The following is a 25,572-nucleotide window of genomic DNA, read 5'->3' as shown; positions in this document are numbered from 1 at the left end:
GGAGCACCTGGCCGGCCAGGTCCTCCAGCGCGTCGGAGCGCAGCATCTTGTAGCGCAGCGGCTCGATCCCGGCGTCCACCGTCCGCCCGTCCCGGGAGCGCACCCGCAGCCGCCCCCAGGAGGCCGTCAGCGCACTGTCGTACGGTCCCGCGCCCGTCTCCCAGTAGCACCAGGTGCGCCGCGCGGCCCGGAACGGCCCCGGTGGCGCCGCCAGCAGTACCGCGGTCACCCGGCGCCCGCCCGCGGGCGGGCGGGCCAGCCGAAGCGCGAGCGACAGGCCGGCGGCCCCGGCGCCCACGACGGCGACGTCCACCTCCGACTCCACTTCCACGGCGGCTCCCTCTTCCTCTTCCAGTTCCAGACTCTTGCGGGCTCTTGCGGGCTCTAGCGGGCTCTAGCGGGCTCTTGCGGACCAGAGGCTCGGCCAGTCTTCCCGCGCATCGGCCCCGGCGGATGCACCCGGGAGCGTGTCGCGCGGCTGGGCGCCCCTCGCGTCGTGCGGTGGGCGCCCATCGCGTCGGCATGTCCACCGAACAGCGCATCCGTTGGAGCCGTCCGCGCGGAATGTGTCACGACGGCGTGCGGGCGGCGGCCCGTACCGACATCGGTCGCGGCCGGCACGCCGCACCGACAGCGCGACCGACCCGGCCTGCCGGCAGGCAGTCCGGGTCTCCGACCGGCGAGAGGATCCGCGATGCGTTCCACCCAGGCGATCGGCCGTCTCACGGCAGATCCGCCGCGCAGGCCGCCCGCTGTGCCCGGCCCGCCCGCTGTGCCCGGCCCGCCCGCTGTGCCGGGTCCGCCGGCTGAGCCCGACCCCCACGGCACCGGTGAGCCGGCGTCCTGCGGGGATGCGCGCGCCGTGGACCAGGACGTGCCGGAAGCCGTGGGCCGGGAACTGCGCGAACTGCTCGCGGACCGCCTCGCCGGCTGCCACGGCCTGGACCCGGTGTTCGCACGGGACGTCGCCGAGCGGACCGCCCGCTTCACCCGGCGCGGCGGCCGCCGTATCCGGCCCCGGCTGCTGTGGTGGTCGATGCGGGCCTGCGGCGGCGGGGACCGGGCCCAGGTGCGCGTGGCGCTGCGGACGGCGGCGGCGCTGGAACTGCTCCAGACGTGTGCCCTCGTCCACGACGACCTGATGGACCAGGCGGCCACCCGCCGCGGCGTGCCTGCGCTGCACGCCGACGTGACCGCGCAGTACGCCGGCACCGCCCCTGGGCCCGCCGCGCGACGGCTCGGCGCGTCCACCGCGGTGCTCGCCGGCGACCTCGCCCTGGCCTGGGCGGACGACACCCTGGCCGGACTGCTGCTGGAGCCCGCGCTGCCCCGCGACATCGCGCACCGGCTGCACGAGGTGTGGCGGGTGATGCGCACCGAGATGGTGGCGGGCCAGTACCTCGACGTGCGCGGCCAGGCCGTGTCCTCCGGCACCCCGGCCAGGTCGATCCGGGCTGCCTGCCTCAAGAGCGCCCTGTACACGGTGGAACGGCCGCTGCAACTGGGCGCGGTGCTCGCCGGTGCCGACGACGCCACCACCGGGACGCTGCGCCGAGCGGGCCGCTGCGCGGGGCTCGCCTTCCAGTTGCGGGATGACCTCGACGACCTGTTCGCCGACCCCCGGGCCACCGGCAAGCCGTCCGGCGGCGACGTGCGCGAGGGCACCCCGACCTACCCGTTGGCCGTGGCCCGGGCCCTCGCCGTCGCCGCCGGCGACCGCGACGCGCTCGGTGTGCTCGACCACGCGATGGGCCGGGCCGATCTCACCGACGGCGAACTGGCCGGAGTACGGGAGGTCGTCACCGGCACCGGGGCCCGTCACCACGTGGAGGCGCGAATCGCCCGGCTCAATCGGCGCTGCCTGCGCCACCTCGGCGAAGCCGCCCTGGAACCGGACGCGGCAGGCCGGCTGCGCCACCTGCTGGCCGAGATCACCGGCGCGGCGGGCCAGGCGCCCGATCCGGCCGCCGATCCGGCCGCCGATCCGCCCGCCGATCCGGCCGCCGATCCGGCCGCCGGTCCGCCCGCCGATCCGGTCGCCGATCCGGCCGCCGGTCCGCTCGCCGCCGCCCTCACCGCCGCCGGAACGGAGGCGGGCCGGTGACCCGGAGCATCGCGGGACCGACCGACCACGTGGTGGTGGTCGGCGCCGGACTGGCCGGTCTGTCCGCCGCCCTGCACCTGCTCGGCGCCGGCCGTCGGGTCACGGTCGTCGAACGCGACACCCTGCCCGGCGGGCGTGCCGGCCGCATGGAGCTCGGCGGCTATCAGATCGACACCGGGCCCACCGTGCTCACCATGCCGGAGATCGCCGACGAGGCGTTCGCCGCCGTCGGCACCTCGCTGCGCGAGCGCGTCGAGCTGATCGAGCTGCACCCCGCCTACCGGGCGCGCTTCGCCGACGGCAGCACCCTCGACGTGCACACCGACGGCGCGGCCATGGAGGCGGAGATCGAACGGTTCGCCGGGGGCGCCGAGGCGGCCGGCTACCGCAGGCTGCGCCACTGGCTGGGGCAGCTCTACCAGGCCGAGCGCGGCCGTTTCCTCGACGCCGACTTCGACTCGCCGCTGCAACTGCTCGGCCCCGGCCTGGTCCGGCTCGCCGCGCTCGGCGGTTTCGGCCGCTGGGAGGCGCGGGTCGCACGGCACCTGCGCGACGAGCGGCTGCGCCGCGTCTTCTCCTTCCAGGCCCTGTACGCCGGTGTCCCGCCCGAGCGGGCGATGGCCGCCTACGCGGTGATCGCCTACATGGACACCGTCGCCGGGGTGTTCTTCCCGCGCGGCGGCATGCACGCCCTGCCGCGGGCCATGGCCGACGCGGCGGCCGAGGCGGGGGCGGTGTTCCACCACGGGCAGCGGGTGACCCGTCTGGAACGCGCCGGTGAACGCGTCACCGCCGTGGTGACCGACGACCTGCGCATCCCCTGCGACGCGGTCGTCCTGACCCCTGATCTGCCGGTCACCTACCGGCTGTTGGGTCGCGTCCCGCGCCGCCCGGCGCGGCTCAGGCATGCCCCTTCGGCGGTCGTCCTGCACGCCGGCTGCGACCGCACGTGGCCCGAACTGGCCCACCACACGCTGTCCTTCGGTGGTGCCTGGCGGCGCACCTTCCGCGAACTCACGCACACCGGCGAGCTGATGAGCGACCCCTCCCTGCTGATCACCCGGCCCACCGCGACCGACCCCGGCCTGGCCCCGCCGGGCCGCCATCTGCATTACGTCCTCGCCCCCTGCCCCAACACCGACATCGGGCCGGGCAGCGCCGACTGGACCGTGCTCGGCGCCCGTTACCGCGACGGCCTGCTGCGCGAACTCGACCGCCGGGGCCTCGCGGGCATCGCGTCCGCCATCGAGGAGGAGTGCCTGGTGACCCCGGCCGACTGGAGCGCGCAGGGGCATGCCGCGGGTACGCCCTTCTCCGCCGCGCACACCTTCGCCCAGACCGGCCCGTTCCGCCCGCGCAACCTGGTGCGCGGCACCGCCAACGCCGTCCTCGCCGGCTGCGGCACCACCCCCGGGGTGGGCGTACCGCCCGTCCTGCTGTCGGGGAAGCTGGCCGCGGCCCGCGTCACCGGCGGCCCCCGTGCCCGTACCACTGCCCGCCGGGCCGCCCGGCCGACCGCCGAAGGAGTACGTCCATGACCGCCCGCGAGCTGGACGCCGCTCGCATCACCGACCCTGGGCTGCGCGCCGCCTACACGCACTGCCGTCAGCTGAACGCCCGGCACGGCCGGACCTACTTCCTCGCCACCCGCCTGCTGCCACCGGAACGACGCCCCGCCGTGCACGCCCTGTACGGCTTCGCCCGCTGGGCCGACGACATCGTCGACTCGCTCGGGGACGGCCCCGGCGCCCCCACCGGCGACGAGGCGGCCCGGCGCGCTGCCGCCCTCGACCGCCTGACCGACGACCTGACCCGCGGCCTGGCGGCAGCCCGGCCCGGCGGCCTGCCGTACGACCCGCCGGACAGCCGGATGGGCGGCCTGGCGGGCGGCCTGCCAGGGGCACGGACCGGCGTACGGGACGCCGCGCCGGTGGTCGCCGCTCTCGCCGACACCAGCAGCCGCTACGCCATCGACCGGTGCCACTTCACCGACTTCCTCGCCTCCATGCGCAGCGACCTGACGGTCACCGAGTACGCCGACTACGCGGCGCTGCGCCGGTACATGCACGGCTCGGCGGCGGTGATCGGCCTACAGATGCTGCCCGTCCTCGGCACCGTGGTGCCCCGTGCGGAGGCCGCCCCGTACGCGGCCGAACTGGGCGTCGCCTTTCAACTCACCAACTTCCTGCGGGACGTCGGCGAGGACCTCGACCGCGGCCGCGTCTACCTCCCGCAGGACCTGCTCGCCGCGCACGGCGTGGACACCGGACTGCTGCGCCGCTGCCGGCAGGACGGCCGCACCGACCGCCGGGTCACCGAGGCCCTGCGCGCCTTCGCCGACCTCACCCGCGCCGCCTACCGGCGTGCCGCCCCCGGCGTGCCGATGCTCGACCCGGTCGCCCGGCCCTGTATCCGTACGGCGTTCGTGCTCTACGGCGGCATCCTGGACGCCGTCGCCGCCGACGGCTGGGCGGTACTGACCCGCCGGGCCGCGGTCCCTCGCAGACGCCGCGCGCTGGTCGCCGCCGACGGCCTGCTCCGGGTCACCGCGGCCCGGCTCGCCGCCCGCCGCGAACCCGCTGCCCCGCCCACCCCCTGCGAGGAGGCCGCGTGACGTCCGACCGTCCGCCCCGGCGAGCCCGACTGCCCCTGCGACTGCGCCGTGACCCGGTCGCCTGGGAACGCCAGCGCCCGACCTGGCGGGAGGCCCGGCCCGCGCTGATCGCCGACGCCCTCAAGCGGGCGCAGCAGCGGCCCAGCGGCAACTGGTACGTCGTCGGGGCGGCCGGCGACCTCCCCGGGGACCGCCCGCTGGCCCGCACCGTCGCGGGCCAGGAGGTGGTGCTGTGGCGCGACGGCGAGGGCCGTCTCGTCGCCGGTCCCGGCATCTGCCCGCACCTCGGGGCGCCGCTGCGGGACAGCCCGGTGCGGTGCGGCACCCTCGTCTGCCACTGGCACGGACTCGCCCTGGACGGCGGGCCGTTCGGCGGCTGGGAGCCCTGGCCCGCGTACGACGACGGGGTGCTGCTGTGGGTGCGGCTGGACGACGCCGGGGGCGAGGAGCCCACCGCCCGGCCGCCGGTGCCCGAACGGCCCGCCGCGGCAGGCGCGTTGACCGCCGTGTACACCGGGCAGGGCGTCTGCGAACCCGCCGACGTGGTCGCCAACCGCCTCGACCCCTGGCACGGGGCCTGGTTCCACCCGTACTCCTTCGTCGACCTCACCGTCGTGGAGTCCCCGGGGCGGGACGACGGCGAGGACGCGTTCACGGTCGACGTCTCCTTCAAGCTCGCCGGCCGGCTCGTCGTACCGGTCCGTGCCGTGTTCACCGCCCCGGGCCCGCGCACGGTCGTCATGCGGATCACCGGCGGCGAGGGGGAGGGCTCCGTCGTGGAGACCCATGCCACCCCGCTCGGCCCGGACAGCCTGGGCAGGCCGCGCACCGCGGTGGTGGAGGCGGTCATCGCCACCTCGGAGCGTCGGGGCTTCGCCGCCGCCCGCCGGAGCGCTCCCCTGCTCCGCCCCGTCATGCGCTACGCGGCGGGCCGTCTGTGGCGCGACGACCTGGCCTACGCCGAACGACGCTGGGCGCTGCGTTCGACAGGCCGTTTCCCCGGGTGAGCACCTGGTACGGCCCACCAGGACCGGCGTCGGCCTCGCCTGCGACAATGCGCCCATGACTGACGCCTCTGGTCCGCAGACCTTCGTTTCGCCGCTCAAGCCCGTCGACCTGCGCACCGTCGCGCCCGAACGCGAGGCCCTGGCCGGGTGGCTCGACTTCCTTCGCGCCGAACTGCTGAAGAAACTCGACGGGTTGACCGAGGAACAGGCTGCCCAGCGTGTCGTTCCGTCTCTCACCACCCTGCACGGACTGGTGCGCCACCTCACGAAGGTCGAGCTCATCTGGTTCGTCAACGTCATCGAGCGGAGTGAGGAACCGGCGCCCTTCGGCTGGCCGAACCGCAAGGACGGTGACTTCCTGTTGGACGACGGCGCGACGCTGCACGAGGACGTCGCACGTTACCTGGCCGCGTGCGAGCGCAGCCGCCAGATCCTCGCCGGGGTCTCCCTGGATGACGTTCGCACGCATCACCGCTTCGGTGAGCTCGACGTGCGGTGCATCATGATGCATCTGATCAGGGAGTACGCCCAGCACAACGGCCACGCGGACGTCGTCCGCGAACTCGTCGACGGGAGTACGTCGAGCTGAGTCCCCACACACCTCCGGCCGCGGCACTTGGCGCTTGCGGCCGGTCTCAGTCCGCCTCGGTGATGAAGCCGGTCAGCGCGGCGGCGACGGCACCGGGCTGTTCGTCGGGGATGAAGTGTCCTGCGTCCGGCACGACGATCCCGGTCGCGTGGTCGGCCCACGGCTTGATGGAGGCCGCCATGTCGGGGATGGAGCCGTGGCTGCTGGAGATCCCGAGAACCGGGACCGTCAGGCGCTGTCGTTCCAGCGCTTCGTGGTTCTTCCGCGCCGACTCGGCGGCGTCCCGGTAGTAGGCCAGGGACGCACGGAGACCGCCGTCGGCGGCCACGGCCGCGGCGTACTGCTCGATTTCGGCGTCGCCGAAGGTGTCGGAGGAGAGGGTCTTCACCTTCAGGAACCAGCCGACGTAGTCCCGTTCGCGGCCGGCGAGCAGTGTCTCGGGCAGCTCGGGCACGAGGTGGAAGGCGAAGTGCCAGGTCTTCCAGGCCTGTTCGGGGTCGGTCGGAACGGCGTCAGGGAGTGTGATGCCCGGGATGCCGGCGTCGAGCAGCGCCAGGCCACGCAACTGGTCCTGGTACTTCAGGGCGAGGGAGAAGGCGACCCACGCGCCGATGTCGTGGGCGACCAGCCAGTACGCCGAGACGTCCAGCGCCTTGACCGCGGCATGGACGTGCGCTGCGACCGTGTGCGTGTCGTAGCTGATGTCCGGGCGTTCGGAGTGGCCCTGGCCCGGCAGGTCGATCGCGACGACGTGGAACCGGTCGGCCAGGTCCGGCATCACCTTGTGCCACGCCCACCAGGTCTGCGGGAACCCGGCGAGCAGCACGACGGCTGGACGGTCCGGCCGACCGCCCTCGACGGCGTGCAGCCGGACGCCGTCCGCGTCGACCCAACGGTGGGTGAAACCGGCCAGGTCGGGCAGCGGGAGGCCGCGGATCGGGTTGCCGGGGACAGGGGCGGCGCTTGCGAAGTGACTCATGCCTCACCCTAACCCATCTTGAACTGAGTGGTTCAAGATGGGAGGATGGTCCCTACCGAGAAGGCAGGTCAAGTGGGAGGTGCGGCGTGGCGGGCAAGAAGCAGTTCGACATCGCCACGGCGCTCGATGCCGCGATGATCCAGTTCTGGCGGGCCGGCTACGCCAACACGTCGGTGGACGACCTGTCCCGGGCGACGGGGCTCAACCGCAGCTCCATCTACTCCTCCCTCGGCGACAAGGACACGCTCTTCCTCCGCTGCCTGGAGCGCTACACCGCGCGCTACGGAGACAGGTACGACGCCGCGCTGTCCTGCGCCGCCGACCGGCCGCTGGCAGCCGCGCGGGCTTTCTTCGACGTCACCCTGGAACGCATCGCGGACCCCGGTCTGCCCGACGGATGCCTGGTGGCCCAGACCGTCATGGCGACCCCGGTGCTGAGCGCGAGCGTCGCGGCACGCGCGCGGGAGGCGATCGGCTTCCAGCACACCCGGCTGCGCACGGCTCTGAAGGCCGGCCGGCTGACCGACGAGACCGCCGAGTCCTACGCGGCCCACCTTGCGGCCGTGAACCAGTCCCTCGCCGTCATGAGCAGAGCCGGAACGAGTACGGAACAGCTGCGCGCCGTCGTCGACGTGACCCTCGACGCCCTCGCGCGGACGCTCGACGCCCGCGACTGAGCCGAGTGCCCTGGCCCTGCTCGTCCAGGCCCGGTCGGAGAAACCCGGTGTCCCTGCCGACGGCCACGCGTCTAGCCTGTGCCGCATGCATCAGCCCCGCAGGCGCGACCGGCGCCCGGCTCGCCGCGCCCCGTCGAGGCCGGCCCGGCGTCGGCCGTTCCGGCTCCCGGCCGGGGGCGCCGACGTGGTCCTGGTCGGCTACTTCTCCGCGAAGCAGAAGGACTTCGGGACGCTCATGGCGTCGGCGGCCACGGAGCTGGAAGCGCGCGGCGCACGGGTCGTCGCGCAGGTCGTGCAACGGCGAGGCGTCTCGGACGGAGGGGTTCGGAGGATGGGCCTGCCCTACTCCGCGCGGACTCTGCTGTCCCATGGGAAAGTCCGCGAGGTGGCCCAGGTCTGCGAGCAGGCCGACGCTGACGCGGTGATCTTTGTCGCCCCCTTGACCGAGCGCCAGCAGCGCACGTTGACAGCACTGCTCGGCCGCCCTGCCGCCGGTCTCTCCGACGTCCTCGCCACGCCGTAGCCCCTTTCCGCCGGGAGGCCGGGGCTTGCGGCGGTGTCCTCACCCGGTGCCGATCGGGCCGCACATCAGGTTGCCGGGTTCGCCGGGGTCGTCGCTGGTCCAGAACTGGGTCCACAGCGTGGCGAACTCGGGACGGCTGAGGTAGCCGTCGGCGTCCTGGTCGAGGCGGTCGAAGACACCGCCTGTCTCGACCGGCCGTCCGTGCCAGGTGTCGACCAGGCGCTGGTGCTCCCCGCGCGAGATGCGCCCGTCGGCGTTCTCGTCGACCGCGTCGAAGATGGTGTCGGCGGTGGCGGTGACGGCCTCGGGAATCGTCGGCAGCAGATCCACCATGGCGAGGATGTCCTCCATGTCGATCCGGCCGTCGCGGTCCGTGTCCACGGTCTCCGACAGCTGCTGCCACCAGCCCTTCAGCACGCCGTCCACGCGCGCCGCCAGTTCCGATCCCTCTCTCACCCCAGGCAGCCTGCTCCAGCGGTCCGCCAGGGCCACGAAGTCCGCCTCCTCCAGATAGCCGTTGCCGTCCGCGTCGAACGCCTCGAACATGGCCTGGAGCTTGTTCCGCTGGAACTCACTGGACATCACATGCCTCCTCACGCGTGGTGCTGAGGACATGCTTTCCGTGGCCGACCGCCCCGCAACGGCGCTCGCGCTCACCTCGTCCAGGCCCCGCGCGCCCACGAGCCGGACCAGTGCACCGAGCGCCGGTTTGCCCGCACCGAGCGTCGGTTTGCCCGCACCAGGCGCCCGTTCACCCGCGGCGGGCGCCGGTTCACCCGCGGCGGGCGCCGGTTCACCCGCGGCGGGCGGAGGGTCGTCCCCCTGCGGCCGCCCGCGCCCGCCCGCGCCCGCCAGGGCCCGCCAGGGCCGCCGGCGATTCCTTACCCTGGTCGCATGCGCATGCGCCCCACCCTGAGCTGGACCCCGGCCGCGGACCTGCCGCCGGGCACCACCGACCTGGAGCCGGTCGTCGACGCGCTGAACACCGGCGGGGTCCTGGTGCTCAGCGGGGCGGGCATCTCCACGGAGTCGGGCATCCCCGACTACCGGGGCGAGGGCGGGAGCCTGAGCCGGCACACCCCGATGACGTACCAGGACTTCACCGGGAGCGCCCAGGCGCGCCGCAGGTACTGGGCGCGCAGCCATCTCGGGTGGCGCACCTTCGGGCAGGCCCGTCCCAACGCGGGTCACCTGGCGGTGGCCGCCTTCGCCCGGGACGCCCGGGTCTCGGGTGTGATCACCCAGAACGTCGACGGTCTGCACCAGGCCGCGGGCAGCGAGGGCGTCGTGGAGCTCCACGGCAGCCTGGACCGGGTCGTCTGCCTCTCCTGCCGCACCTTCAGCCCGCGCCGTGAGCTGGCCCGGCGCCTGGAGGCGGAGAACCCGGGCTTCGACCCGGTGGCGGCCGGGATCAACCCGGACGGTGACGCCGACCTCACCGACGCGCAGGTCGGCGACTTCCGCGTGGTGGCGTGCGCCGACTGCGGGGGCGTCCTCAAACCGGACGTGGTGTTCTTCGGCGAGGCGGTGCCGCCGCAGCGCGTCGAGCACTGCCGGCGCCTGGTCCGCGAGGCGGCGTCGCTGCTGGTCCTCGGCTCGTCGCTGACGGTGATGTCCGGGCTGCGGTTCGTCCGGCAGGCGTCGCGGGAGGGCAAGCCGGTGCTGATCGTCAACCGGGACCCGACCCGGGGCGACCCGCACGCCCTCACCCGGGTGGCCCTCCCGCTGGGAGCGGCCCTGACCACCGTCGCCGGCCGGCTCGGCGTCCCGGTCGCCGGGCCGGCGGACTGAGCCACCGTCCGGCGGGTATCCGCAGCCGTGGACGAAGGGAGACGTGGTACATGGCAGCCGATGTGAACTCCGCCAGGATCACGGGGAAGGTCCAGGGCCGGGACATCGTCCTGTCCGGGGGCCTGTCGAAGGAGGAGATCCGGGACACGGTCTGGTGGTGGCAGGACGACGGCCACGAGTACGACGACTCCCGCACCGATGTGATCGCCACCCTCGGCGGCTACTACCAGGTCCCCCGGGACTCCCGGACCCCCGAGGCCGACGACCTGGTGGACCTGGTGCACACCGAGCTGAGCCCGGACGGCTGAGGGACGCGGGCGCCACCCCGGCCGGAAGTATGCGCGTCGTCAGCTGAGCCCTTCGAGGCTGCGGTGCCGGGCGGCGCCGTGCGCGAAATCGGGTACGCCTGACGTGCCCTCGCGGAGGTCGTCCAGGAACTGCCGGTAGGCATGAGCGACCGCGTAGGCCGGCGCGTCGGCTCGGGGGTCCAGTCGCGGGACTCGAACGTATGCTTCCGGCACCGTCAGGGGAGCGACTTCGGTGGACGTGGCGCGCCCGCCTTCGAGGGTGACCGGGCTGAGCTGGAGGTGGCCGACCGGGGCGGTGAGGACGAGGTCGCCCTCGGTGCCGTTGATCTCCCAGCGGAAGTTGGTGCCCCGGGCCGTGCCCCCGCGGTAGTGGAAGGTGGCCACCGCGCCGCCCGGCAGCCGTCCCGAGGCCACCACCTGGTCCGCGGCGGTCATGGGCACGGGCTGTCCGCTCTCGGTGTCCACGGCGGACTTGCGCCGCGAAGCCAGTTCGATCCGCAGTTCCTCGGGCTCTCCCAGGACGGACGCGAGGCCGTCGAGGGTGTGGCCGAAGGGAACGGTCAGCAGCGTCGCGCCGTTGGCGGCGTCGAGCACGTAGTGATCGCCGGGGCCGACGGTGCCTCCCCACGCACCGCCGGAGCCGACGACCGTCGTGGACAGCACCTCCCCCACGTAGCCGTCGGCCACGAGATCCCGCGCGTAGGCGAGGACGGGATGCGACCGCGCCTGGAGCCCGACCGCGGTCGGCACGGCGCGGCCGCTCGCCCGCTGCGCCATGTCCTCGGCTTCCGCGAGCCCGTTGCCCAGCGGCCACTCGCACAGCACGCTCTTGCCGGCGCTCAGCGCCACCTCCACCAGTTCCCGGTGGTGCGGCACCTTGACCGCCACGACCACGAGGTCCACCTCGTCGCAGGCGACCAGTTCGGCCGCGGACCCGAAGGTGCGGGACACACCGTGCTTCTGTCCGGAGCGCTCCGCCGACTGTTTCGAGCTCGTGCTCAGGGCCCTGAGCTCGAAACCCGGCACGGCGCGCAGGGCCGGAAGGTGAGAGCGCTCGGCCCAGCTCCCGTGCGCCCCCAGTCCGATCACCCCCACTCCGATCCGCTTCCCGGACCGGGCCAGCTCGGCGATCCGTGACTCAGCTGTGTTCATGAGGCGCTGCCTGTCCTGTCGACGGTCGGTTCCGTGTGCGCGCCGGCCGGCTTCGGGCCGCGTTCGCTGTCCAGCAGCGCCATGAGCGGTCTGGCGTACCGGGTTCCTGCCACCGCGCCGGCCGGGACGGCCTCCTCGATCGCGGAGAGTTCCTGCGCGGTCAGGGTGATGTCGGCCGCGGCCAGAGCCTCCCGCACGCGGTGCGGTCGGCGGGTGCCCACGACGGCCACGACGGTCCCGCGCTCCCGGCCCTGGGCGATGACCCAGGCGGTGGCGAGTTGCGCGACGCTGACGCCGTGCGCGTCGGCGAGGGGTCGCAGCCGGTCGGCGAGGGCGAGGTTCGTGGCGAGGTTGTCGGGGTGGAAGCGGGGCAGCCAGTGGGCGCGGGGCTCGCCGCCGACCGGCTGTCGGTACGTTCCGGTGAGCAGCCCGTGTGCGAGGACCCCGTAGGCCGTGACGCCGATCCCCAGTTCGCGGCAGGTGTCCAGGATGCCGTTGGTCTCGGGATCACGGCTGAACAAGGAGTATTCGATCTGTACGTCGCAGACGGGATGCACCGCGTGGGCGCGACGGATGGTCTCCGGCCCCACCTCGGAGAGCCCGATGTGGCGCACGTATCCCGCCTGTACCAGCTCGGACACGGCACCGATCGTGTCCTCGATCGGGGTGTCCGGGGCGAGGCGGGCGGGTCGGTAGACGTCGACGTGGTCGGTGCCGAGGCGGCGCAGCGAGTGGGCGAGCGCGTTCTTCACGTGGGCAGGGCGGCCCTCGATGCCGACGAAGGCTCCGCCGGGGTCCCGCAGAGCGCCGAACTTGACGCTCAGCAGCGCCTTTTCGCGATCGCCGGCGCGGAGTGCGCGGCGGATGAGGTCCTCGTTGTGGCCCATGCCGTAGAAGTCCGCGGTGTCGAGGAGGGTGACGCCGGCGGCGAGTGCGGTGTGGATGGTGGCGATGGCGTCGGCCTCGTCGGTGGGAGCGGTGTGGTCGGACATGCCGGCGCAGCCCAGTGCGAGAGGGGCGACCTGCGGGCCGCCGGTACCGAGGAGTCGGGTCTGCATGGATCCTTCCGCGGGGACGAGTGAGGGTGGGTGCGCACGGCAGGGCTGCCGAGGGCACGGCCACCTGTTAGCGTTGACATTTCAACACTAGGAAGAGGCGCGTTGATATGTCAACATCGGGAAGCGGTGCATGCGACCCGGACGAGTTCCTGGACGCCACCCCGCCGGAGCCCGTCGATCTCTGGTCGGCCTTCAAGCGGGCCCACGAGATCGTCCGAGCCCGCGTGATCGCGGACACCGCCGAGGCGGCGGGCCTGTCCGAGCCGGACCTGACGATCCTCGTCAACCTCGACAAGGCGGGGGGCTCCTTGCGTCAGAGCGAACTCGCCGCGTCGCTCGGCTGGGACCGCACGCGCATCTCCCACCAGCTCACCCGCATGGGCAAGCGTGGACTCGTCACCCGCGAACGTGCCGACGGTGTCACCGTCACCCTCACCGACTCCGGCCGCCAGGCCGTCACCTCCGTGGGACCCGGTCTGGACGCCGCGGTGCGCCGCCACTTCACCGACAAGCTCTCCGCGCGGGAGATCGAGACGCTGAGCTCGGTGCTCCGTCGGCTGTAGCCGCCGCGACACGAAGCCCTTCGCGGCCTTTCCCGGCCGGCACCCAGGTGCCCTAGAGTCACCGTATGCGGCGAGGAACCGGCTTGGTGATGGCGGGAGTTGCGGCTCTGGCCTGGGGCGAGTGGTTGAACTGGCGTTGGTCCCGGATTCTGGTGGGGAACCGCGAGGGCGCCTCCGAGGCCGTGATCGTGTTGGGCTTCCGGAACCCTCAGGCGACGGCGAACTTCATCAATCGGTGGCGAGTCCGTGTCGGAATTCGCTCCGTCAGCGGCGGTACGCACCGGACCGTCGTGGTCTTCAGCGGCGGTGCGACCGGCAGCAGCGTTGCCGAGGCCAAGCTGATGGCTGACTACGCGGCCTCGGCAGGGGAGTTCGACGGCACGGTGCTCCTGGAGGACCAGAGCGCGACGACGTGGGAGAACATCACGAACGTGATCCCACTGATCGAGGACGTGGACCTCATCAAGATCGCCTCCCAACCGGCTCATGCGCTCAAGGCCCGGGCGTACCTGCGGCGACAGCGCCCCGATCTCGCGGAGAAGCTGGTGCGCGCGGACGACTACCGCCCCGGCGAGTGGACGGTCCTCAAGCCGCTGTTGGCCCTGTACGGGCTCAGGACACTCCGCGGACTCGAGGCCGACGAACGAAGGGCCCTGCGGTAGCCGCCCGCCGCCGTGCTCCCCGCTGCCGTGCTGCCCGCCGCCGTGCTGCCCAGTCGGTCGGGAACCGTCCGGACAGCCGCGCCGGCTTCCGCGCCCGGCCGGGTCGGGACGCGGCTGACCGGCGTTCCGGCGTCGTGCGCGCGACCGGTGGCGCCGTTCAGGCGTGGTCGCCGCGAGCGGTGAGCTCCGTCTCCACCAGGCGGTTCAGATGGCGGCGGGCGTCCTCGGTGCTGAGCGGGGGCGACTGGCGCAGCCGCTGGAGGGCGAGACCGTCGGCGAGAGCGGCGAACCGGACGGTGAAGCCGTCGAGGTCGCTGCCGCTGAACTCGCCTTCCGCGACGCCCCGTTCGGCCAGCGCGCGGATCTGGCGGTGCCAGGCCGCGTACCGCTCGGCCTGGCCGCGCGCGAACGCCTCGTCGGTGGCCGGTTCGCCCGCGTGCCAGTAGTCGAACCACATCCGCCAGTGCCGGTCGGTGTCCTCGGTGAAGAGGGCATCGACGAGCAGCCGAAGTGCCTCGGCGCCACTGCCCGCCTGCTCGGCGGCCTCACTGAGCTCCGCGTAGTAGCGCTCGATGTGCAGCACCATCGCCTCGGACAGGATCTCCTGCACGCTGCCGAAGTGGTAGGTCACCGTACCGACCGACACCCCGGCCGCGGCGGCGACGTCCCGGACGCCCACCGAGGCGTAGCCGCGCTCCGCGATCAGCGGGACGGCCGCTTCGACGATCAGCCGCCGGCGCACCTCGGTGGGCTGGCGGGTGCGCTCGGCGGCGGCGACGGCCCGGCGCGGGGGCTTCGCGGAGCGCTGCGGCTTGGCGGCGGTCATCCCGACGTCCTCGCGCTGGTGTGCTGCCAGGACCGCTTGACCACTGTCTCTCCGTTCGCCCGTGCCTCGATACGGCTGTCCGTGACGAAGTCCGCCGCCGTGGCGCGCAGCTCCGTACGCGCCATGATCTCAGCGTCGTAGTCGTCGCCGCGCCGCAGCCGGATCCGCCACTGGGACACGGCGCTCGCGGACAGCGGGTCGCCGGCGCGGATCCGGTACGTCTCCCGTGCGCTCTCCTCGTAGCGGAGGCCGTCCGGATACGTCCGTGATCCCCCGTAGTCGGGGTCGACCTCCAGGGTCCACTCCCCCGCCGCCACGTCGTGCGTGACCAGCCGGGCGGGCCGGACCTCGGCGGGCGCGTCGTGGGTGACCGGCAGCGGCGGGGCCTGCTCCGGCTCCTCGAAGGCGATCGGCGGTTCCTCCCCCGCCGCCCGCACCGGCAGCAGCACGGCGCTGTCGGCGGGCACGACCCGCAGTTCGCCACGCTCGCCGTGCGGCCACACCCATGGCCAGTAGGCGTCGGAGACGGCGACCCGGACGCGGTGTCCGGGCGGGAAGGCGTAGCCGTTTCCGGTGAGTTCGACCTCGACGTCCTCGTAGGTCCCCGGGGTCCATTCCACCACCCTGTCCCGCCCGTGCCGGCTGAGCAGGTTGAGCACTCCGCGGGTGACGAGCGTCGAGGAGCCGTCGGGTGCGACGTCGCAGAGCCGGACGATCACGTGCGCCCGTGCGGTGGCGCTGTCCAGGCGGAGCCGGACGCGGGGCCTGCCCAGGATCTCGACGCGCTCGGCGAGGGGTTCGGAGTCGAAGCAGACCGAACGGCCGTCCTCCTCACGCTGGTCGGGCGGCAGGTCACCGGCGTTGCCGAAGGGGAAGAACCGGCCGGCGTCCACTCCGGTGTGGAGCGGGGAGCGGACGAGGACCGGGGCGCGGCTGCCGGGTGCCAGGGCACGCTCGCTCCAGGTCACCCTGGGGGACGGCCAGTTGTCGTCCCCTACCCAGCGGCCGGGCATCACGTCGTACGAAGTGGCGGGCGGGACGGGGTCGTTGATCCAGGCGCGCAGGAGCGGTTCCCGCATGACACCCGTGTCGGTGTCCTTGAGGTGCTGGTCCCACCAGCGCAGGGTCTCCTGGAGGAAGCCGATGGCCGGGCCGGGCGGCAGTCCGCGGTCGGGGTACTGGTGGGACCAGGGGCCGAGCAGCCCGCGCACCCGGTCGGACGGAAGGTGCTCGACGAGGCGGAACACCGTGTCGCGGTACGGGTCGTGCCAGCCGCCGACGGCGAGGACGGCGGCGTCGATGGACGTGTAGTCCTCGCAGACGCTGCCGTGCTTCCAGTAGGCGTCGCGCTGCTGGTGGTCGAGCCAGGTGTGCAGGAAGGGTTCGAGGGCGTCGAGGCGCTCGCGCCACATGGGGAGCCAGCGGTCGGTGCCGACGTTCGCGGGGTCCGGCGGCCGGGAGGCGAAGGCCAGCATGGTGCCGGCCCAGGCGAGCATGTCGATGCCGAGGACGGCGCCGCCGGTGTAGTGGACGTCGTTGTCGTAGCGGTCGTCGGTGGAGCAGACGGTGACGACCGCCTTGAGCGGTTCGGGGGCGAGGGCGGCTATCTGGAGGGAGTTGAAGCCGCCCCAGGAGATGCCGAACATGCCGACCTTGCCGGTGCACCAGGGCTGGGCGGCGAGCCAGTTGACGACGTCGACGCCGTCGGCGAGTTCCTGGGCGTCGTACTCGTCGCCGGGGGTGCCCTCGCTGTCGCCGTGGCCGCGGATGTCGACGCGGACGGAGGCGTAGCCGTGCCCCGCGTACCAGGGGTGCCGCTGGGCGTCGCGGGGCGCGGTCCAGTCGCTCTTGCGGTACGGGAGGTATTCGAGCAGTGCCGGTACGGGGGCGGCCTCGGCGTCGGCGGGCCGCCAGATCCGCGCGTGCAGCCGGGTCTCGCCACCCCGGGTGGGGATCCAGACGTCCTCGCGGACGACCTGGCGCTCGAACTGTTCGCGGTACTTCACGAGACTCCTTCGGCCACGGGGGTGTTGACGGGCTGCCAGTGACGGACGCGGTGGCCGTCGCCGAGGTCGGTCCAGATGCCGTCGGTGCCGGCCGCGTCCACCCACTCGGGGGTGTCCTCGGGCAGGCCGGGTGCGTCGGGGTCGGGTTCTAGAGCGGCCGCCATCAGCCGCCTGGTGTAGGGGTGTCCGGGCGCGCCGAAGACGGCTTCGGTGGGTCCTTCCTCGACCACGACGCCGCGCCGCAGTACGACGACGCGGTCCGCGACGCCGCGCACCACGGCGAGGTCGTGGCTGATGAACAGGCAGGCCAGGTCGCGCTCCCGGCGCAGGTCGTCCAGGAGGCGCAGTACCTCGGCCTGGACGGAGACGTCCAGCGCGGTGGTGATCTCGTCCGCTATCAGGACGTCCGGTTCGCCGGCCAACGCGCGTGCGATGCCGATGCGTTGGCGCTGACCGCCGGAGAGCTGGGCGGGCAGCCGGTCGGCGAGCGCCGGGTCCAGGCGTACGTCGGAGATGAGCCGGCGGGCCTGTTCGTCGGCGTCGGTGCGGCCGGTGGCGGTGCCGAAGAAGCGGAGCGGGCGGCTTACCGCGTCGCCCACGGAGCGGCGGGGGTTGAGGGAGGTGTCGGCGTTCTGGAAGACGAGCTGGACCCGGCGCCGCAGTGCGAGCGGGCGCTTCGGGGCGGGGCGGCCCAGGTCCCCGGCCTCGTGGCTCATGGTGCCGCCGGACGGGGTGCGCAGCCCCGCCAGGGTCCAGGCCAGCGTGGACTTCCCGCTGCCCGACTCGCCGACCAGGGCGAGGACCTCGCCCCGGCGGACGGCGAAGGAGACCCCGTGCACGGCACGCGCGCTGCCGTAGTCGACGGTCACGTCGCTCGCGGCGACGGCGACCGGCGCGCCGTCGGGGACGGCGGCCCTGGCGCGGACCGTCCGCTCCCCCGCCTCGTTCACGACCGCGAGTCCCGGGTCGTCCAGGCGCGGCACGCTCGCCAACAGCCGCTTGGTGTAGGGGTCCTGGGGTGCGGTGAACAGGCGGCGGGTGGCCGCCGCCTCCACCACCCGGCCGGCGTTCAGGACGCACACCTCGTCGGCCAGGTGCGCGACCACGCCGAGGTCGTGGCTCACCAGCACGGCGGCCAGGCCGAGTTCGTCGCGCAGGGCGGCGATCAGGTCGAGGACGCCGCGCTGGGTGATGACGTCGAGGCCGGTGGTGGGTTCGTCGAGGACCAGGACCTTGGGGCGGGCGGCGATGGCCATGGCGATGGCGACGCGCTGCTGCTGGCCGCCGGACAGTTCGTGCGGGTAGCGGCGGGCGAGTTCGGCGGGGCGGGGCAGGCGGACCTGGTCGAGCAGGTCGACGACCGGCATCTCGCCGCCCGCCTCCGCGATCTGCCGGCCGATGCGCATGGTCGGGGTCAGCGCCTGTCCGGCGTTCTGCGCGACCATGGCGACGGTCCCGCCGCGCAGCTGCCGCAACTCCCGTGCGGGCAGCGCGAACACGTCCCGCCCGTCGACGTGGACACGGCCGCCGGTGACCCGGGAGCCGTGCCGCAGGTGGCCCAGCAGGGTGGCGGCGACGGTCGACTTGCCGCTGCCGGACTCGCCGACGAGGGCGAGGGTCCGGCCCGGCGCCACCTCCAGGGACACCTCGCGCACGACCGGCACCTCGCGGCCTCCCGAACGGTAGGCGACACAGAGGGAGTCGACGGAAACGACAGAGGTCATCAGGAACCCTCCCTGATCCGGTCCACGCCCCACGCCTTGGCGAGGCCGTCGGCCGCGAGGTTGAGCCCGACCACGAGGGTGGCCAGGGCGATGATCGGGGCCAGGCTCGCCATCGGGACGACGGTGATGGCGGTGCGGTTCTCGGCGACCATCAGCCCCCAGTCGGGGGTCGGCGGGTCGGCGCCGAAACCGAGGAAGGACAGCGAGGAGATCAGCAGCACCACCCAGGAGGCGCGCATCGCGAACTCGACGCAGACCACGTCGGTGATGTTCGGCAGCACCTCACGGCGCAGGATCGCCCAGGTGCTCTCGCCGCGGGCGCGGGCGGCGGTGACGTAGTCCATGGGGACGACGGCCAGCGCGGCGCCGCGCACCACGCGGACGACCTGGGGGACGTAGACGACGGCGATGGCGAGGACGATCACCGCGGGTCCGGTGCCGAGGGCGGTGACGACGACCAGCAGGGCGAGGATCGACGGCACGGACAGGATCGCGTCCAGGACCCGGCCGAGCAGGTCGTCGAACCAGCCGCCGCGCAGGGCGGCGGCGCAGCCGACGACCGTGCCGAGGGCGACGGTGACCAGGGTGGCGGCGACGGACACGCCGAGCGCGTACCGGCCGCCGTACAGGACCCGGGCGAGGACGTCACGGCCGTACTGGTCGGTGCCGGCCCAGTGCTGCGGGCTCGGGCCGAGCAGGGCCTGCGAGGCGTCGCCCGCGATCGGGTCGTAGGAGGTGAGCAGCGGTGCGAGCAGTGCGACGAGGATGTGGACGGCGACGACGGCCAGGCCCACCAGGGCGGTGCGGGAGGAGCGCAGGGCGCGCCAGGCGCGGGTGACGGCGTGCGGGCCCGCCGGAGTGGCGGCCGTGGTCGCCGGGGTGGTGTCGAGTGCGGTCACCGGGTCCTCCCTCGGGTGCGGAGCCTGGGGTTGAGGGCCATGGCGCCGAGGTCGGCGGCGAGGTTGCAGACGACGTAGATCACGGCGCTGACGAGGGCGATGGCCTGGATGACGGGCAGGTCGCGGTTCTGCACGGAGGAGAGCATCAGCTTTCCGATGCCGGGGTAGTTGAAGACGTTCTCGACGACCGCGACCCCGCCCGCGAGCCAGGCGACGTTGAGGGCGATCACGTGCAGGGTCGGCAGCAGGGCGCTGGGCAGCGCGTGGCGGGTGACGATCCGCCAGGTGGACAGGCCCTTGAGGCGGGCGGTGGTGACGAACTCGCCGGCCATCACGTCGATGACGGAGGTGCGGGCCATGCGCACGATGTATGCGGCCATGACCACGGCGAGCGCGAGCGCGGGCAGCCATACGGCGGGCAGGAGTTGACCGACGCCCGCCTCGGGGCCGTACAGGACGACCGCGGGGAACCAGGGCAGTGCGACGGAGAAGCACAGCACCAGGACGGTGGCGACCACGAACTCGGGGACGCTCATGCCGACGAGGCTGACGGTGGAGATGAGGTGGTCGGGCCAGCGGTCGCGGTAGAGGCCGGCGAGGACACCGAGGACGAGGGACCCGGTCACCGCGAAGAGGACGGTGACGAAGGCGATGAGTGCCGAGTTGCCGAGGTACTGGGCGACTTCGCCGCCGACGCCCTTGCCGGACACGAGGGAGGTGCCGAAGTCGCCGTGCAGGGCGCCCTTGATCCAGTCGACGTAGCGTTCCCAGGCGGGCCGGTCGAGGCCGAGCTGCTGGCGCAGGGCCGCCACGGCGTCGGGGGTGGCGTCCTTGCCGAGGATCTGGGTGGCCACGTCACCGGGGAGGGCCTGTACGGCGAGGAAGACCAGGACGGAGGAGAGGAACAGGGTGCCGACGGCCGAGGCCAGCCGGCGCAGGGTGAACGACAGCATGCTCAGGCCCCCTTCACGCCGATGCTGAGGTAGTCGAACTCGAAGCCGTGCTCGGCGTAGCCGCGGACCTCGCGGGAGATGCCGACGAGCCGGTCGGCGAACATCGGGGTCATCGCCCCGCCCCGCTCGATCACCAACGTCTGTGCCTCGCCGTAGAGTTCACGGCGTCTCGTGTCGTCGGTCTCGGCGCGGGCCCGGTCCAGGACCACGTCGAACTCCTTGTCGGCCCAGGCGGTCTCGTTGTAGGAGGAGCCGCTACGGAAGATCTGGGTGAAGAGCTGGTCGACGGGCCGCCCGGTGAACCAGTAGGTGGCCATCAGCGGCTTCTTCATCCAGATCTGCGTGTAGTACGAGTCGGCGGCGGCCGTCCTCACCCGGATCCGGATGCCGGCCCGCTTGGCGGAGTCCTGGTAGGCGAGGGCCATCGGCGTGAACAGCGGGTCGTAGGAGGAGGTGTAGAGGTCGACGGTCAGGCCCTCGTGCCCGGCCTGCTTGAGGAGGTGGCGGGCCTGCTCGGGGTCGTGCGCGGGGTGGGCGGCGATGTGGGCTGGGTCGCTCGGCGGTACGGGGTTGTCCCAGCCGGCGGTGCCCGCGCCCTGGAGGGCCGCCTTCACGACGTGCTCGGGGTCGTAGGCGAGTTTCATCGCCTGGCGGACGCGGACGTCGGTGAAGGGCTTCTCGGTGGTGAGCATCGGCAGCACGTACCACTGCGCGTCCTTCACCCGGGTGACGGTGGCCCGGTCGGAGGCGGCGACGACGCGGGCGGTGGCGAAGTCGAGGTTGGTCTGGGAGAGCAGGTCCACCTGGCCCGCGAGCAGGGCGCCCGCGCGGGCGGACATGTCGGCGACCGAGTAGAAGGCGATGGCGTCGAGGACCGGGCGGCCGGCCCAGTGGTCCTTGTTCGCGGTGACCCGGCCGGGGCCCGCCGGGGCGAAGGACTCCAGCTTGAAGGGGCCGGTGCCGGTGCCGGTGCGGCCGATGCCCTTCGCGCTGCCGTCGGGGATGACGTAGCAGTTGTAGTGCGTGAGGAGGCTCGGGAACTCGGCGTTGGGGGTCTTCAGGGGGACGACGAGGGTGTGGGCGTCGGGGGTGCGCAGGGTGCCCGGGTCGACGAGCGGGGCGAGGACGGCGGCCTGGGGTGAGGCGGTGGCCTTGTCGAGGATGTGGCGGAGCGTGTAGGCGGCGTCGGCGGAGGTGAAGGCGCGGCCGTCGTGGAAGGTGACGCCCTTGCGCAGCCGGAAGGTCCAGGTGCGGGCCTTGGCGTCGGACTCCCAGGACTCGGCCAGGTCGGGGGCGAGTTCGCCGTCCGCGCCGACGCGGACCAGCCGGTTGTAGAGGGCGCCGAGGTACTCGTACGCCGACAGGGAACTCGCCGGATCGAGGGTCTCGGCGTCGGAGGCCGGGGGCCGGGCGATGCGCAGGGTGCCGCCGGGGTCGGGAGTGCCCGGCAGGGCGGCAGCCGTCAGGCCGGGGGCGGCGGCTGCCCCCGTACAGCCGGTGAGCAGCCAGGACGCGCCGAGCGAGGCCGCAGCGGCCGCGCCCGCGGCGAGCACCGAGCGGCGCCCCGGGAGGTGGGTGTCGGGCATGGACCGACCGTCTCTCTCGCTATTCGTTCAGCGGAACGATTGAGTGAAGTGCGTGAACGATAACCAGCGGACGACTTCCAGCCAACCCGTCGGACAGGGAAATTAACCTCGGGACACACACCGGTAACGCATCCCGCCGACCGTCACACCGCCCGGACCCGGGCGGCACCTGGAAGCACGCGCCCACCAGGGCCGTACCGGAGTCCGCCCGCTGTTCGCGCCGACGCGTCTTAGGATGCCCGCTGTGAGAACGACTGCCATGGCGGTGAATCCGTGCCCTCGCGCGTAGCGCTCGTCGGCGTCGGCCGTATGGGGACACCTCTGTGCGGACGCTTCGTCTCCGCGGGCCACACGGTGACCGCCTTCGATTCGCGTCCCGAACGGGAGGAAGCGGTGCGCTCGTCGGGCGCGGACTGGGCGCCTTCCGTCACGGCGGCCGCGGCCGGAGCGGACGTACTGGTCACCGTGGTGCCGGGGCCCACCGAGGCCCGGGCGGCACTTCCGGACGCCGTGTTCTCCGCCCTGGCCCCCGGGGCGGTGTGGATCGACATGACGAGCAACGCCCCGGCGGTGGCGGAGGTGCTGCGCGAACGAGCGGAAGCCCACGGCGTCGACGTCCTCGAAGCACCCCTCGGCGGCAGCCCGGACGACGCCGAACACGGGCGCCTCAAGCTGTTCGTGGGCGGCTCTCCCGAAGTCCTCGACCGGTGCAGGCCACTGTTGTCGGCCGTGACGACCATGGACCGGATCAGCCACATGGGCGGCCCGGGAACCGGCTACACGACGAAACTCCTCATCAACCTGCTGTGGTTCGGGCAGGCCGCGGCGACCGCCGAGGCCCTGCTGCTGGGACAGCGGGCGGGCGTCGACCTCACGGTGCTGCGTGACACGGTGGGCGCCAGCGCGGCCGGGAGCGACTTCGTCCGCAGGGACCTGTCGGCGCTGTTCGCCGGGGACTACCTCCCCTCCTACGGACTCGACCGCATCCACGACCAGCTCGAGGTCGTCACGGGTCAGGCCCGCGACCTCGGCACGCCACACGAACTGGCCGACGCGGTGCTGCGGCTCCACCGGCGGGCCCTGGAGCGCTTCGGGCCTGTGGACGGCGAACTCCTCGCCGTGGCCCTCTTGGAGGAAGTCGCCGGGGCCTTGCTGCGTCCATGACCGGGGCATGAGTGAGTGTCAGGTCCATCATGCCTGTTCGAAGGTGGTTTCCGGTAGGACGGAGCGCACGTCCGTTCAGGCTTGTCCGGTGTGCCGGCCTGCCCGCAGACTCGTCGTCATCCACTCCCCGACGTCCGTGTCGGCATCCGTTCCCGGGTGTCGTCGCGTTCGTCGTGCTGTCTCGTCGCGGGACGGGTGCGGGCGGGGGTGGGGAACGGAGGGGGATCGATGGATCAGGACATCGTCATGCGGGCGAGGGTCCAGTTGCTGAGTGCCAACCAGCGGGTGGTGCGAGGCACCGAGGGGCTGCGGATCTACCGTCTGCTGACACAGGTCGAGCCGGAGGTGTACGGGTCGAAGCTGGCGTACGTCCTGGTGGAGGCGAGCTTCTCGGCGCTGGTGCGGAACCTGCCCGAGCAGCGGCTGGCACTGTTGGACGAGGCGGTGACGGTGGCATCGGCCCTGGATACGGCGAACCCCTATCGGGCCAGGGTCCTGGCCAAGGCGCTTGCCGCCAGGCGGGAACTCGAAGGGCGGCAGGCACAGGAGGTGTGAGACAGCAGGTGCGGTTCTGAACGGGCCGCCTCCGCGTCGAAGGGCCGCACGGGTGAGGTGCGGCCCTTCGAGGCACCCGACGTCACTTCACGCCAAGCCTGGCAGGGGCTTCCTTCGGCGGTCGTGAGCCACTGTCATGCCAGGGCGAATTTCTGGGCCGCGGAGCTGTTGCAGTCCCAGATCTGAAGGCGGGTGCCGTTGGCGGTGGCACCCGACGGCGAGTCGACGCACCGGCCGGTGGTCGGGTTGGATATCGAGCCGTCGGCGTTGGCCACCCAGTTCTGGTAGCCGCCGCCGTTGCAGTTGGCCAGCTGGAGCTTGGTGCCGGCCGCGTTCACCCCGCCCGCGATGTCCAGGCACTTGCCCAGGGTGCGCAGGGTCTGGCCGCTCCAGGTCCACTTCTGGTCGAGGGAGGTGGCCTGCTGGCAGTCCCACAGCTGGACCGCGGTGCCGTCGCCGCCGGTGTCGTCACCCGCCACGTCCACGCATTTGCCTCCCGGTCCGTAGATCGGGGTACCGATGGCGAACTGCTGGGCGCCGGAGCCGTTGCAGTCCCAGATCTGGAGGCGGGTGCCGTTCGCGGTGGCACCCGACGGCGAGTCGACGCACCGGCCGCTCGTCGGGTTCCGCAGCGTGCCGTCGGCCTGCCGCACCCATGACTGGTAGCCGCCGCTGTTGCACGTGGCGAGCTGCAACTTGGTGCCCGCGGCGCTGTTGCCGCCGGCTATGTCCAGGCACTTGCCGAGGGTCTGAAGGGTCTGGCCGCTCCAGGTCCAGTGCTGGTCCTTGGCCGCCGACTGGCAGTCCCACAGCTGCACCGCGGTCCCGTCGCCGCCGGTGTCGTCACCGGCCACATCGACACACTTGCCGCCAGGCCCGGTGATCGTCTGACCGGTCGCCGAACCACCGCCGCCGCCTCCGGAGCCGGGCGCCTTGTTGTAGACGGCCACCGAGTCGATGACCAGCTTGCCGCCGGAGACCGTGGACGCGTTCGGGCCCCCGCCGAAGGCGTCCGGGAAGCCGCCGCCGATCGCCAGGTCGTAGATGATGAAGAACGGGTGGTCCACCGCGTCGGACCAGGTCGTCGCGTCCACCTGGTTGGCGTTGACGGTGAAGAAGTTGTTCCCGTCGAGGTAGAACCGGATCTGCTCCGGCGACACCGAGCGGTCGATCTCCGCCGCGTAGTCGTGGAAGCCGGTCTGGCAGCCCGAACAGGCCCGTTCACCCGAGCCGATGCCGGTCGACTCGTTGCACGGGCCGCCCGGGTTCACGCCGCAGTGCAGGGTGCTGAAGACGGAGCTGCGGCCGTTGATGTCCTCCATGATGTCGACCTCGCCGGACTTCGGCCAGGTCACACCGTCGCGCAGCGGTGCGCCGAGCATCCAGAACGCCGGCCAGTAGCCCGCGCCGTTGGCGGTGGTGACGTTGGGCTGCTGGAGTACGGACTCGATGCGTACGACGCCGCCGGCCGGGGCGCCGAAGCCCGCCGACTGCGTCTCGACGCGTCCGGAGGTCCATCCGCTGCGGGCGTCGGAACCCGAGTGCAGGGCCTGGAGCACCAGATGCCCCTGGCCGTCGTAGTAGACGTTCGAGGTGCTGTTGGTCATGGTCTCGATCTCACCGGTGCCGAAATTGCTGCCCGGTCCGGTGTCGTACTTCCACAGGCTCTGGTCGATGCCGGTACCGGACGCGCCGTTGAAGTCGTCGCTCCACGTGAGCGTGAAGCCCGACGGCGTCGGGGGCACCGCCGCCTGGGCGTTCGGCGTCATGGTGAGGGTGGTCGCCACGGTCACCACGGCGACGGGAATCAGAGTCAGAGCTCTCTTCCACTT

25 protein-coding genes and 1 pseudogene are annotated in these 25,572 nt (G+C 73.0%); 14 read left to right on the top strand and 12 right to left on the bottom strand.

Annotated features, from left to right (window positions below; translation table 11 throughout):
• Positions 1-325, bottom strand: a 325-nt coding sequence (locus AAW13_RS36340; protein WP_240528841.1) for a lycopene cyclase family protein, incomplete at its 3' end; no start/stop codon positions are given.
• 537 nt (positions 326-862) lie between these two features.
• On the opposite strand from AAW13_RS36340, the gene AAW13_RS36335 reads away from it, so the two are divergent.
• Genes AAW13_RS36335 through AAW13_RS36315 form a run of 5 tightly spaced genes read left to right on the top strand, consistent with a single transcriptional unit; the run spans position 863 to position 6,314 of the window.
• The gene (locus AAW13_RS36335; RefSeq protein WP_063777095.1) at positions 863-2,104 is read left to right on the top strand and encodes a polyprenyl synthetase family protein; all 1,242 of its coding nucleotides are present in this window, start codon (positions 863-865) and stop codon (positions 2,102-2,104) included.
• The gene (gene crtI / locus AAW13_RS36330) at positions 2,101-3,642 is read left to right on the top strand and encodes a phytoene desaturase family protein (protein ID WP_046732901.1); all 1,542 of its coding nucleotides are present in this window, start codon (positions 2,101-2,103) and stop codon (positions 3,640-3,642) included. The genes AAW13_RS36335 and crtI overlap by 4 nt, the downstream gene beginning before the upstream one ends.
• Positions 3,639-4,718 (top strand): phytoene/squalene synthase family protein, encoded by a 1,080-nt coding sequence (locus AAW13_RS36325; protein WP_046732902.1) that lies wholly within the window; start codon positions 3,639-3,641, stop codon positions 4,716-4,718. Before crtI ends, AAW13_RS36325 begins: the two co-directional genes overlap by 4 nt.
• On the top strand, positions 4,715-5,725 hold the full coding sequence (locus AAW13_RS36320) for a Rieske (2Fe-2S) protein (protein WP_046732903.1): 1,011 nt from the start codon (positions 4,715-4,717) through the stop codon (positions 5,723-5,725). Before AAW13_RS36325 ends, AAW13_RS36320 begins: the two co-directional genes overlap by 4 nt.
• A gap of 55 nt (positions 5,726-5,780) precedes the next feature.
• The gene (locus AAW13_RS36315) at positions 5,781-6,314 is read left to right on the top strand and encodes a DinB family protein (RefSeq protein WP_046732904.1); all 534 of its coding nucleotides are present in this window, start codon (positions 5,781-5,783) and stop codon (positions 6,312-6,314) included.
• Positions 6,315-6,360: 46 nt separating this feature from the next.
• Here AAW13_RS36315 and AAW13_RS36310 read toward each other — a convergent pair whose 3' ends face one another.
• Positions 6,361-7,293: an alpha/beta fold hydrolase gene (locus tag AAW13_RS36310; RefSeq protein ID WP_046732905.1), complete on the bottom strand. Its 933-nt coding sequence runs from the start codon at positions 7,291-7,293 to the stop codon at positions 6,361-6,363.
• An 86-nt stretch (positions 7,294-7,379) separates the two neighbouring features.
• Between AAW13_RS36310 and AAW13_RS36305 the strand changes: the two genes are divergently transcribed.
• Positions 7,380-7,970, top strand: a complete 591-nt coding sequence (locus tag AAW13_RS36305; RefSeq protein WP_046732906.1) for a TetR/AcrR family transcriptional regulator — start codon at positions 7,380-7,382, stop codon at positions 7,968-7,970.
• Between the two features lie 85 nt (positions 7,971-8,055).
• Positions 8,056-8,493: an HflX-like GTP-binding protein gene (locus tag AAW13_RS36300; RefSeq protein WP_240528839.1), complete on the top strand. Its 438-nt coding sequence runs from the start codon at positions 8,056-8,058 to the stop codon at positions 8,491-8,493.
• Positions 8,494-8,532: 39 nt separating this feature from the next.
• On the opposite strand, the gene AAW13_RS36295 is transcribed toward AAW13_RS36300, so the two are convergent.
• Complete coding sequence (locus tag AAW13_RS36295; RefSeq protein ID WP_046732907.1) at positions 8,533-9,075, bottom strand: EF-hand domain-containing protein; 543 nt, start codon at positions 9,073-9,075, stop codon at positions 8,533-8,535.
• Between the two features lie 312 nt (positions 9,076-9,387).
• On the opposite strand from AAW13_RS36295, the gene AAW13_RS36290 reads away from it, so the two are divergent.
• On the top strand, positions 9,388-10,284 hold the full coding sequence (locus AAW13_RS36290; RefSeq protein WP_046729682.1) for an NAD-dependent protein deacetylase: 897 nt from the start codon (positions 9,388-9,390) through the stop codon (positions 10,282-10,284).
• A 50-nt stretch (positions 10,285-10,334) separates the two neighbouring features.
• Positions 10,335-10,592, top strand: a complete 258-nt coding sequence (locus tag AAW13_RS36285) for a hypothetical protein (RefSeq protein WP_046729683.1) — start codon at positions 10,335-10,337, stop codon at positions 10,590-10,592.
• A gap of 39 nt (positions 10,593-10,631) precedes the next feature.
• On the opposite strand, the gene AAW13_RS36280 is transcribed toward AAW13_RS36285, so the two are convergent.
• Both AAW13_RS36280 and AAW13_RS36275 read right to left on the bottom strand, forming a co-directional pair.
• Complete coding sequence (locus AAW13_RS36280) at positions 10,632-11,744, bottom strand: Gfo/Idh/MocA family protein (RefSeq protein ID WP_046729684.1); 1,113 nt, start codon at positions 11,742-11,744, stop codon at positions 10,632-10,634.
• Positions 11,741-12,802, bottom strand: coding sequence for an aldo/keto reductase (locus AAW13_RS36275; protein ID WP_046729685.1), 1,062 nt, complete (start codon positions 12,800-12,802; stop codon positions 11,741-11,743). The genes AAW13_RS36280 and AAW13_RS36275 overlap by 4 nt, the downstream gene beginning before the upstream one ends.
• A gap of 107 nt (positions 12,803-12,909) precedes the next feature.
• On the opposite strand from AAW13_RS36275, the gene AAW13_RS36270 reads away from it, so the two are divergent.
• On the top strand, positions 12,910-13,365 hold the full coding sequence (locus AAW13_RS36270) for a MarR family winged helix-turn-helix transcriptional regulator (RefSeq protein WP_046729686.1): 456 nt from the start codon (positions 12,910-12,912) through the stop codon (positions 13,363-13,365).
• A gap of 65 nt (positions 13,366-13,430) precedes the next feature.
• The gene (locus AAW13_RS36265; protein ID WP_046729687.1) at positions 13,431-14,027 is read left to right on the top strand and encodes a YdcF family protein; all 597 of its coding nucleotides are present in this window, start codon (positions 13,431-13,433) and stop codon (positions 14,025-14,027) included.
• Positions 14,028-14,184: 157 nt separating this feature from the next.
• Here the strand turns inward: AAW13_RS36265 and AAW13_RS36260 are convergent, their stop codons facing one another.
• The 6 genes from AAW13_RS36260 to AAW13_RS36235 are packed head-to-tail and all read right to left on the bottom strand — an operon-like array spanning position 14,185 to position 22,021.
• Positions 14,185-14,853, bottom strand: a complete 669-nt coding sequence (locus AAW13_RS36260) for a TetR/AcrR family transcriptional regulator (protein WP_046729688.1) — start codon at positions 14,851-14,853, stop codon at positions 14,185-14,187.
• A complete protein-coding gene (locus tag AAW13_RS36255) occupies positions 14,850-16,859 on the bottom strand; it encodes a CocE/NonD family hydrolase (protein ID WP_046729689.1) in 2,010 nt (669 codons plus the stop codon). The genes AAW13_RS36260 and AAW13_RS36255 overlap by 4 nt, the downstream gene beginning before the upstream one ends.
• Positions 16,856-18,583 (bottom strand): dipeptide ABC transporter ATP-binding protein, encoded by a 1,728-nt coding sequence (locus AAW13_RS36250; RefSeq protein WP_046729690.1) that lies wholly within the window; start codon positions 18,581-18,583, stop codon positions 16,856-16,858. Before AAW13_RS36250 ends, AAW13_RS36255 begins: the two co-directional genes overlap by 4 nt.
• On the bottom strand, positions 18,583-19,482 hold the full coding sequence (locus AAW13_RS36245) for an ABC transporter permease (protein ID WP_046729691.1): 900 nt from the start codon (positions 19,480-19,482) through the stop codon (positions 18,583-18,585). Before AAW13_RS36245 ends, AAW13_RS36250 begins: the two co-directional genes overlap by 1 nt.
• Complete coding sequence (locus tag AAW13_RS36240) at positions 19,479-20,435, bottom strand: ABC transporter permease (protein ID WP_046729692.1); 957 nt, start codon at positions 20,433-20,435, stop codon at positions 19,479-19,481. The genes AAW13_RS36245 and AAW13_RS36240 overlap by 4 nt, the downstream gene beginning before the upstream one ends.
• Before the next feature lie 2 nt (positions 20,436-20,437).
• Positions 20,438-22,021 carry an ABC transporter substrate-binding protein gene (locus tag AAW13_RS36235; RefSeq protein ID WP_046729693.1) on the bottom strand — a complete coding sequence of 528 codons (1,584 nt, stop codon included), beginning with the start codon at positions 22,019-22,021 and terminating at the stop codon, positions 20,438-20,440.
• A 270-nt stretch (positions 22,022-22,291) separates the two neighbouring features.
• Here AAW13_RS36235 and AAW13_RS47975 point away from each other — a divergent pair.
• From AAW13_RS47975 to AAW13_RS36225, 3 genes and pseudogenes are all read left to right on the top strand, one after another.
• Positions 22,292-22,747, top strand: a pseudogene (locus AAW13_RS47975) (NAD(P)-dependent oxidoreductase); the annotation flags it as partial.
• Between the two features lie 12 nt (positions 22,748-22,759).
• A complete protein-coding gene (locus tag AAW13_RS47970; protein ID WP_476756033.1) occupies positions 22,760-23,185 on the top strand; it encodes an NAD-binding protein in 426 nt (141 codons plus the stop codon).
• Between the two features lie 228 nt (positions 23,186-23,413).
• On the top strand, positions 23,414-23,740 hold the full coding sequence (locus AAW13_RS36225; RefSeq protein WP_046729695.1) for a hypothetical protein: 327 nt from the start codon (positions 23,414-23,416) through the stop codon (positions 23,738-23,740).
• A 134-nt stretch (positions 23,741-23,874) separates the two neighbouring features.
• Here the strand turns inward: AAW13_RS36225 and AAW13_RS36220 are convergent, their stop codons facing one another.
• The gene (locus AAW13_RS36220) at positions 23,875-25,533 is read right to left on the bottom strand and encodes a ricin-type beta-trefoil lectin domain protein (RefSeq protein ID WP_240528837.1); all 1,659 of its coding nucleotides are present in this window, start codon (positions 25,531-25,533) and stop codon (positions 23,875-23,877) included.
• Between the last annotated feature and the right edge of the window lie 39 nt (positions 25,534-25,572).

The organism is Streptomyces humi (assembly GCF_001005085.2).
Lineage (GTDB): Bacteria > Actinomycetota > Actinomycetes > Streptomycetales > Streptomycetaceae > Streptomyces > Streptomyces humi.
The sequence above is the reverse complement of the archived record's forward strand: the minus strand, read 5'-3'. Positions and strand labels throughout refer to the sequence as shown.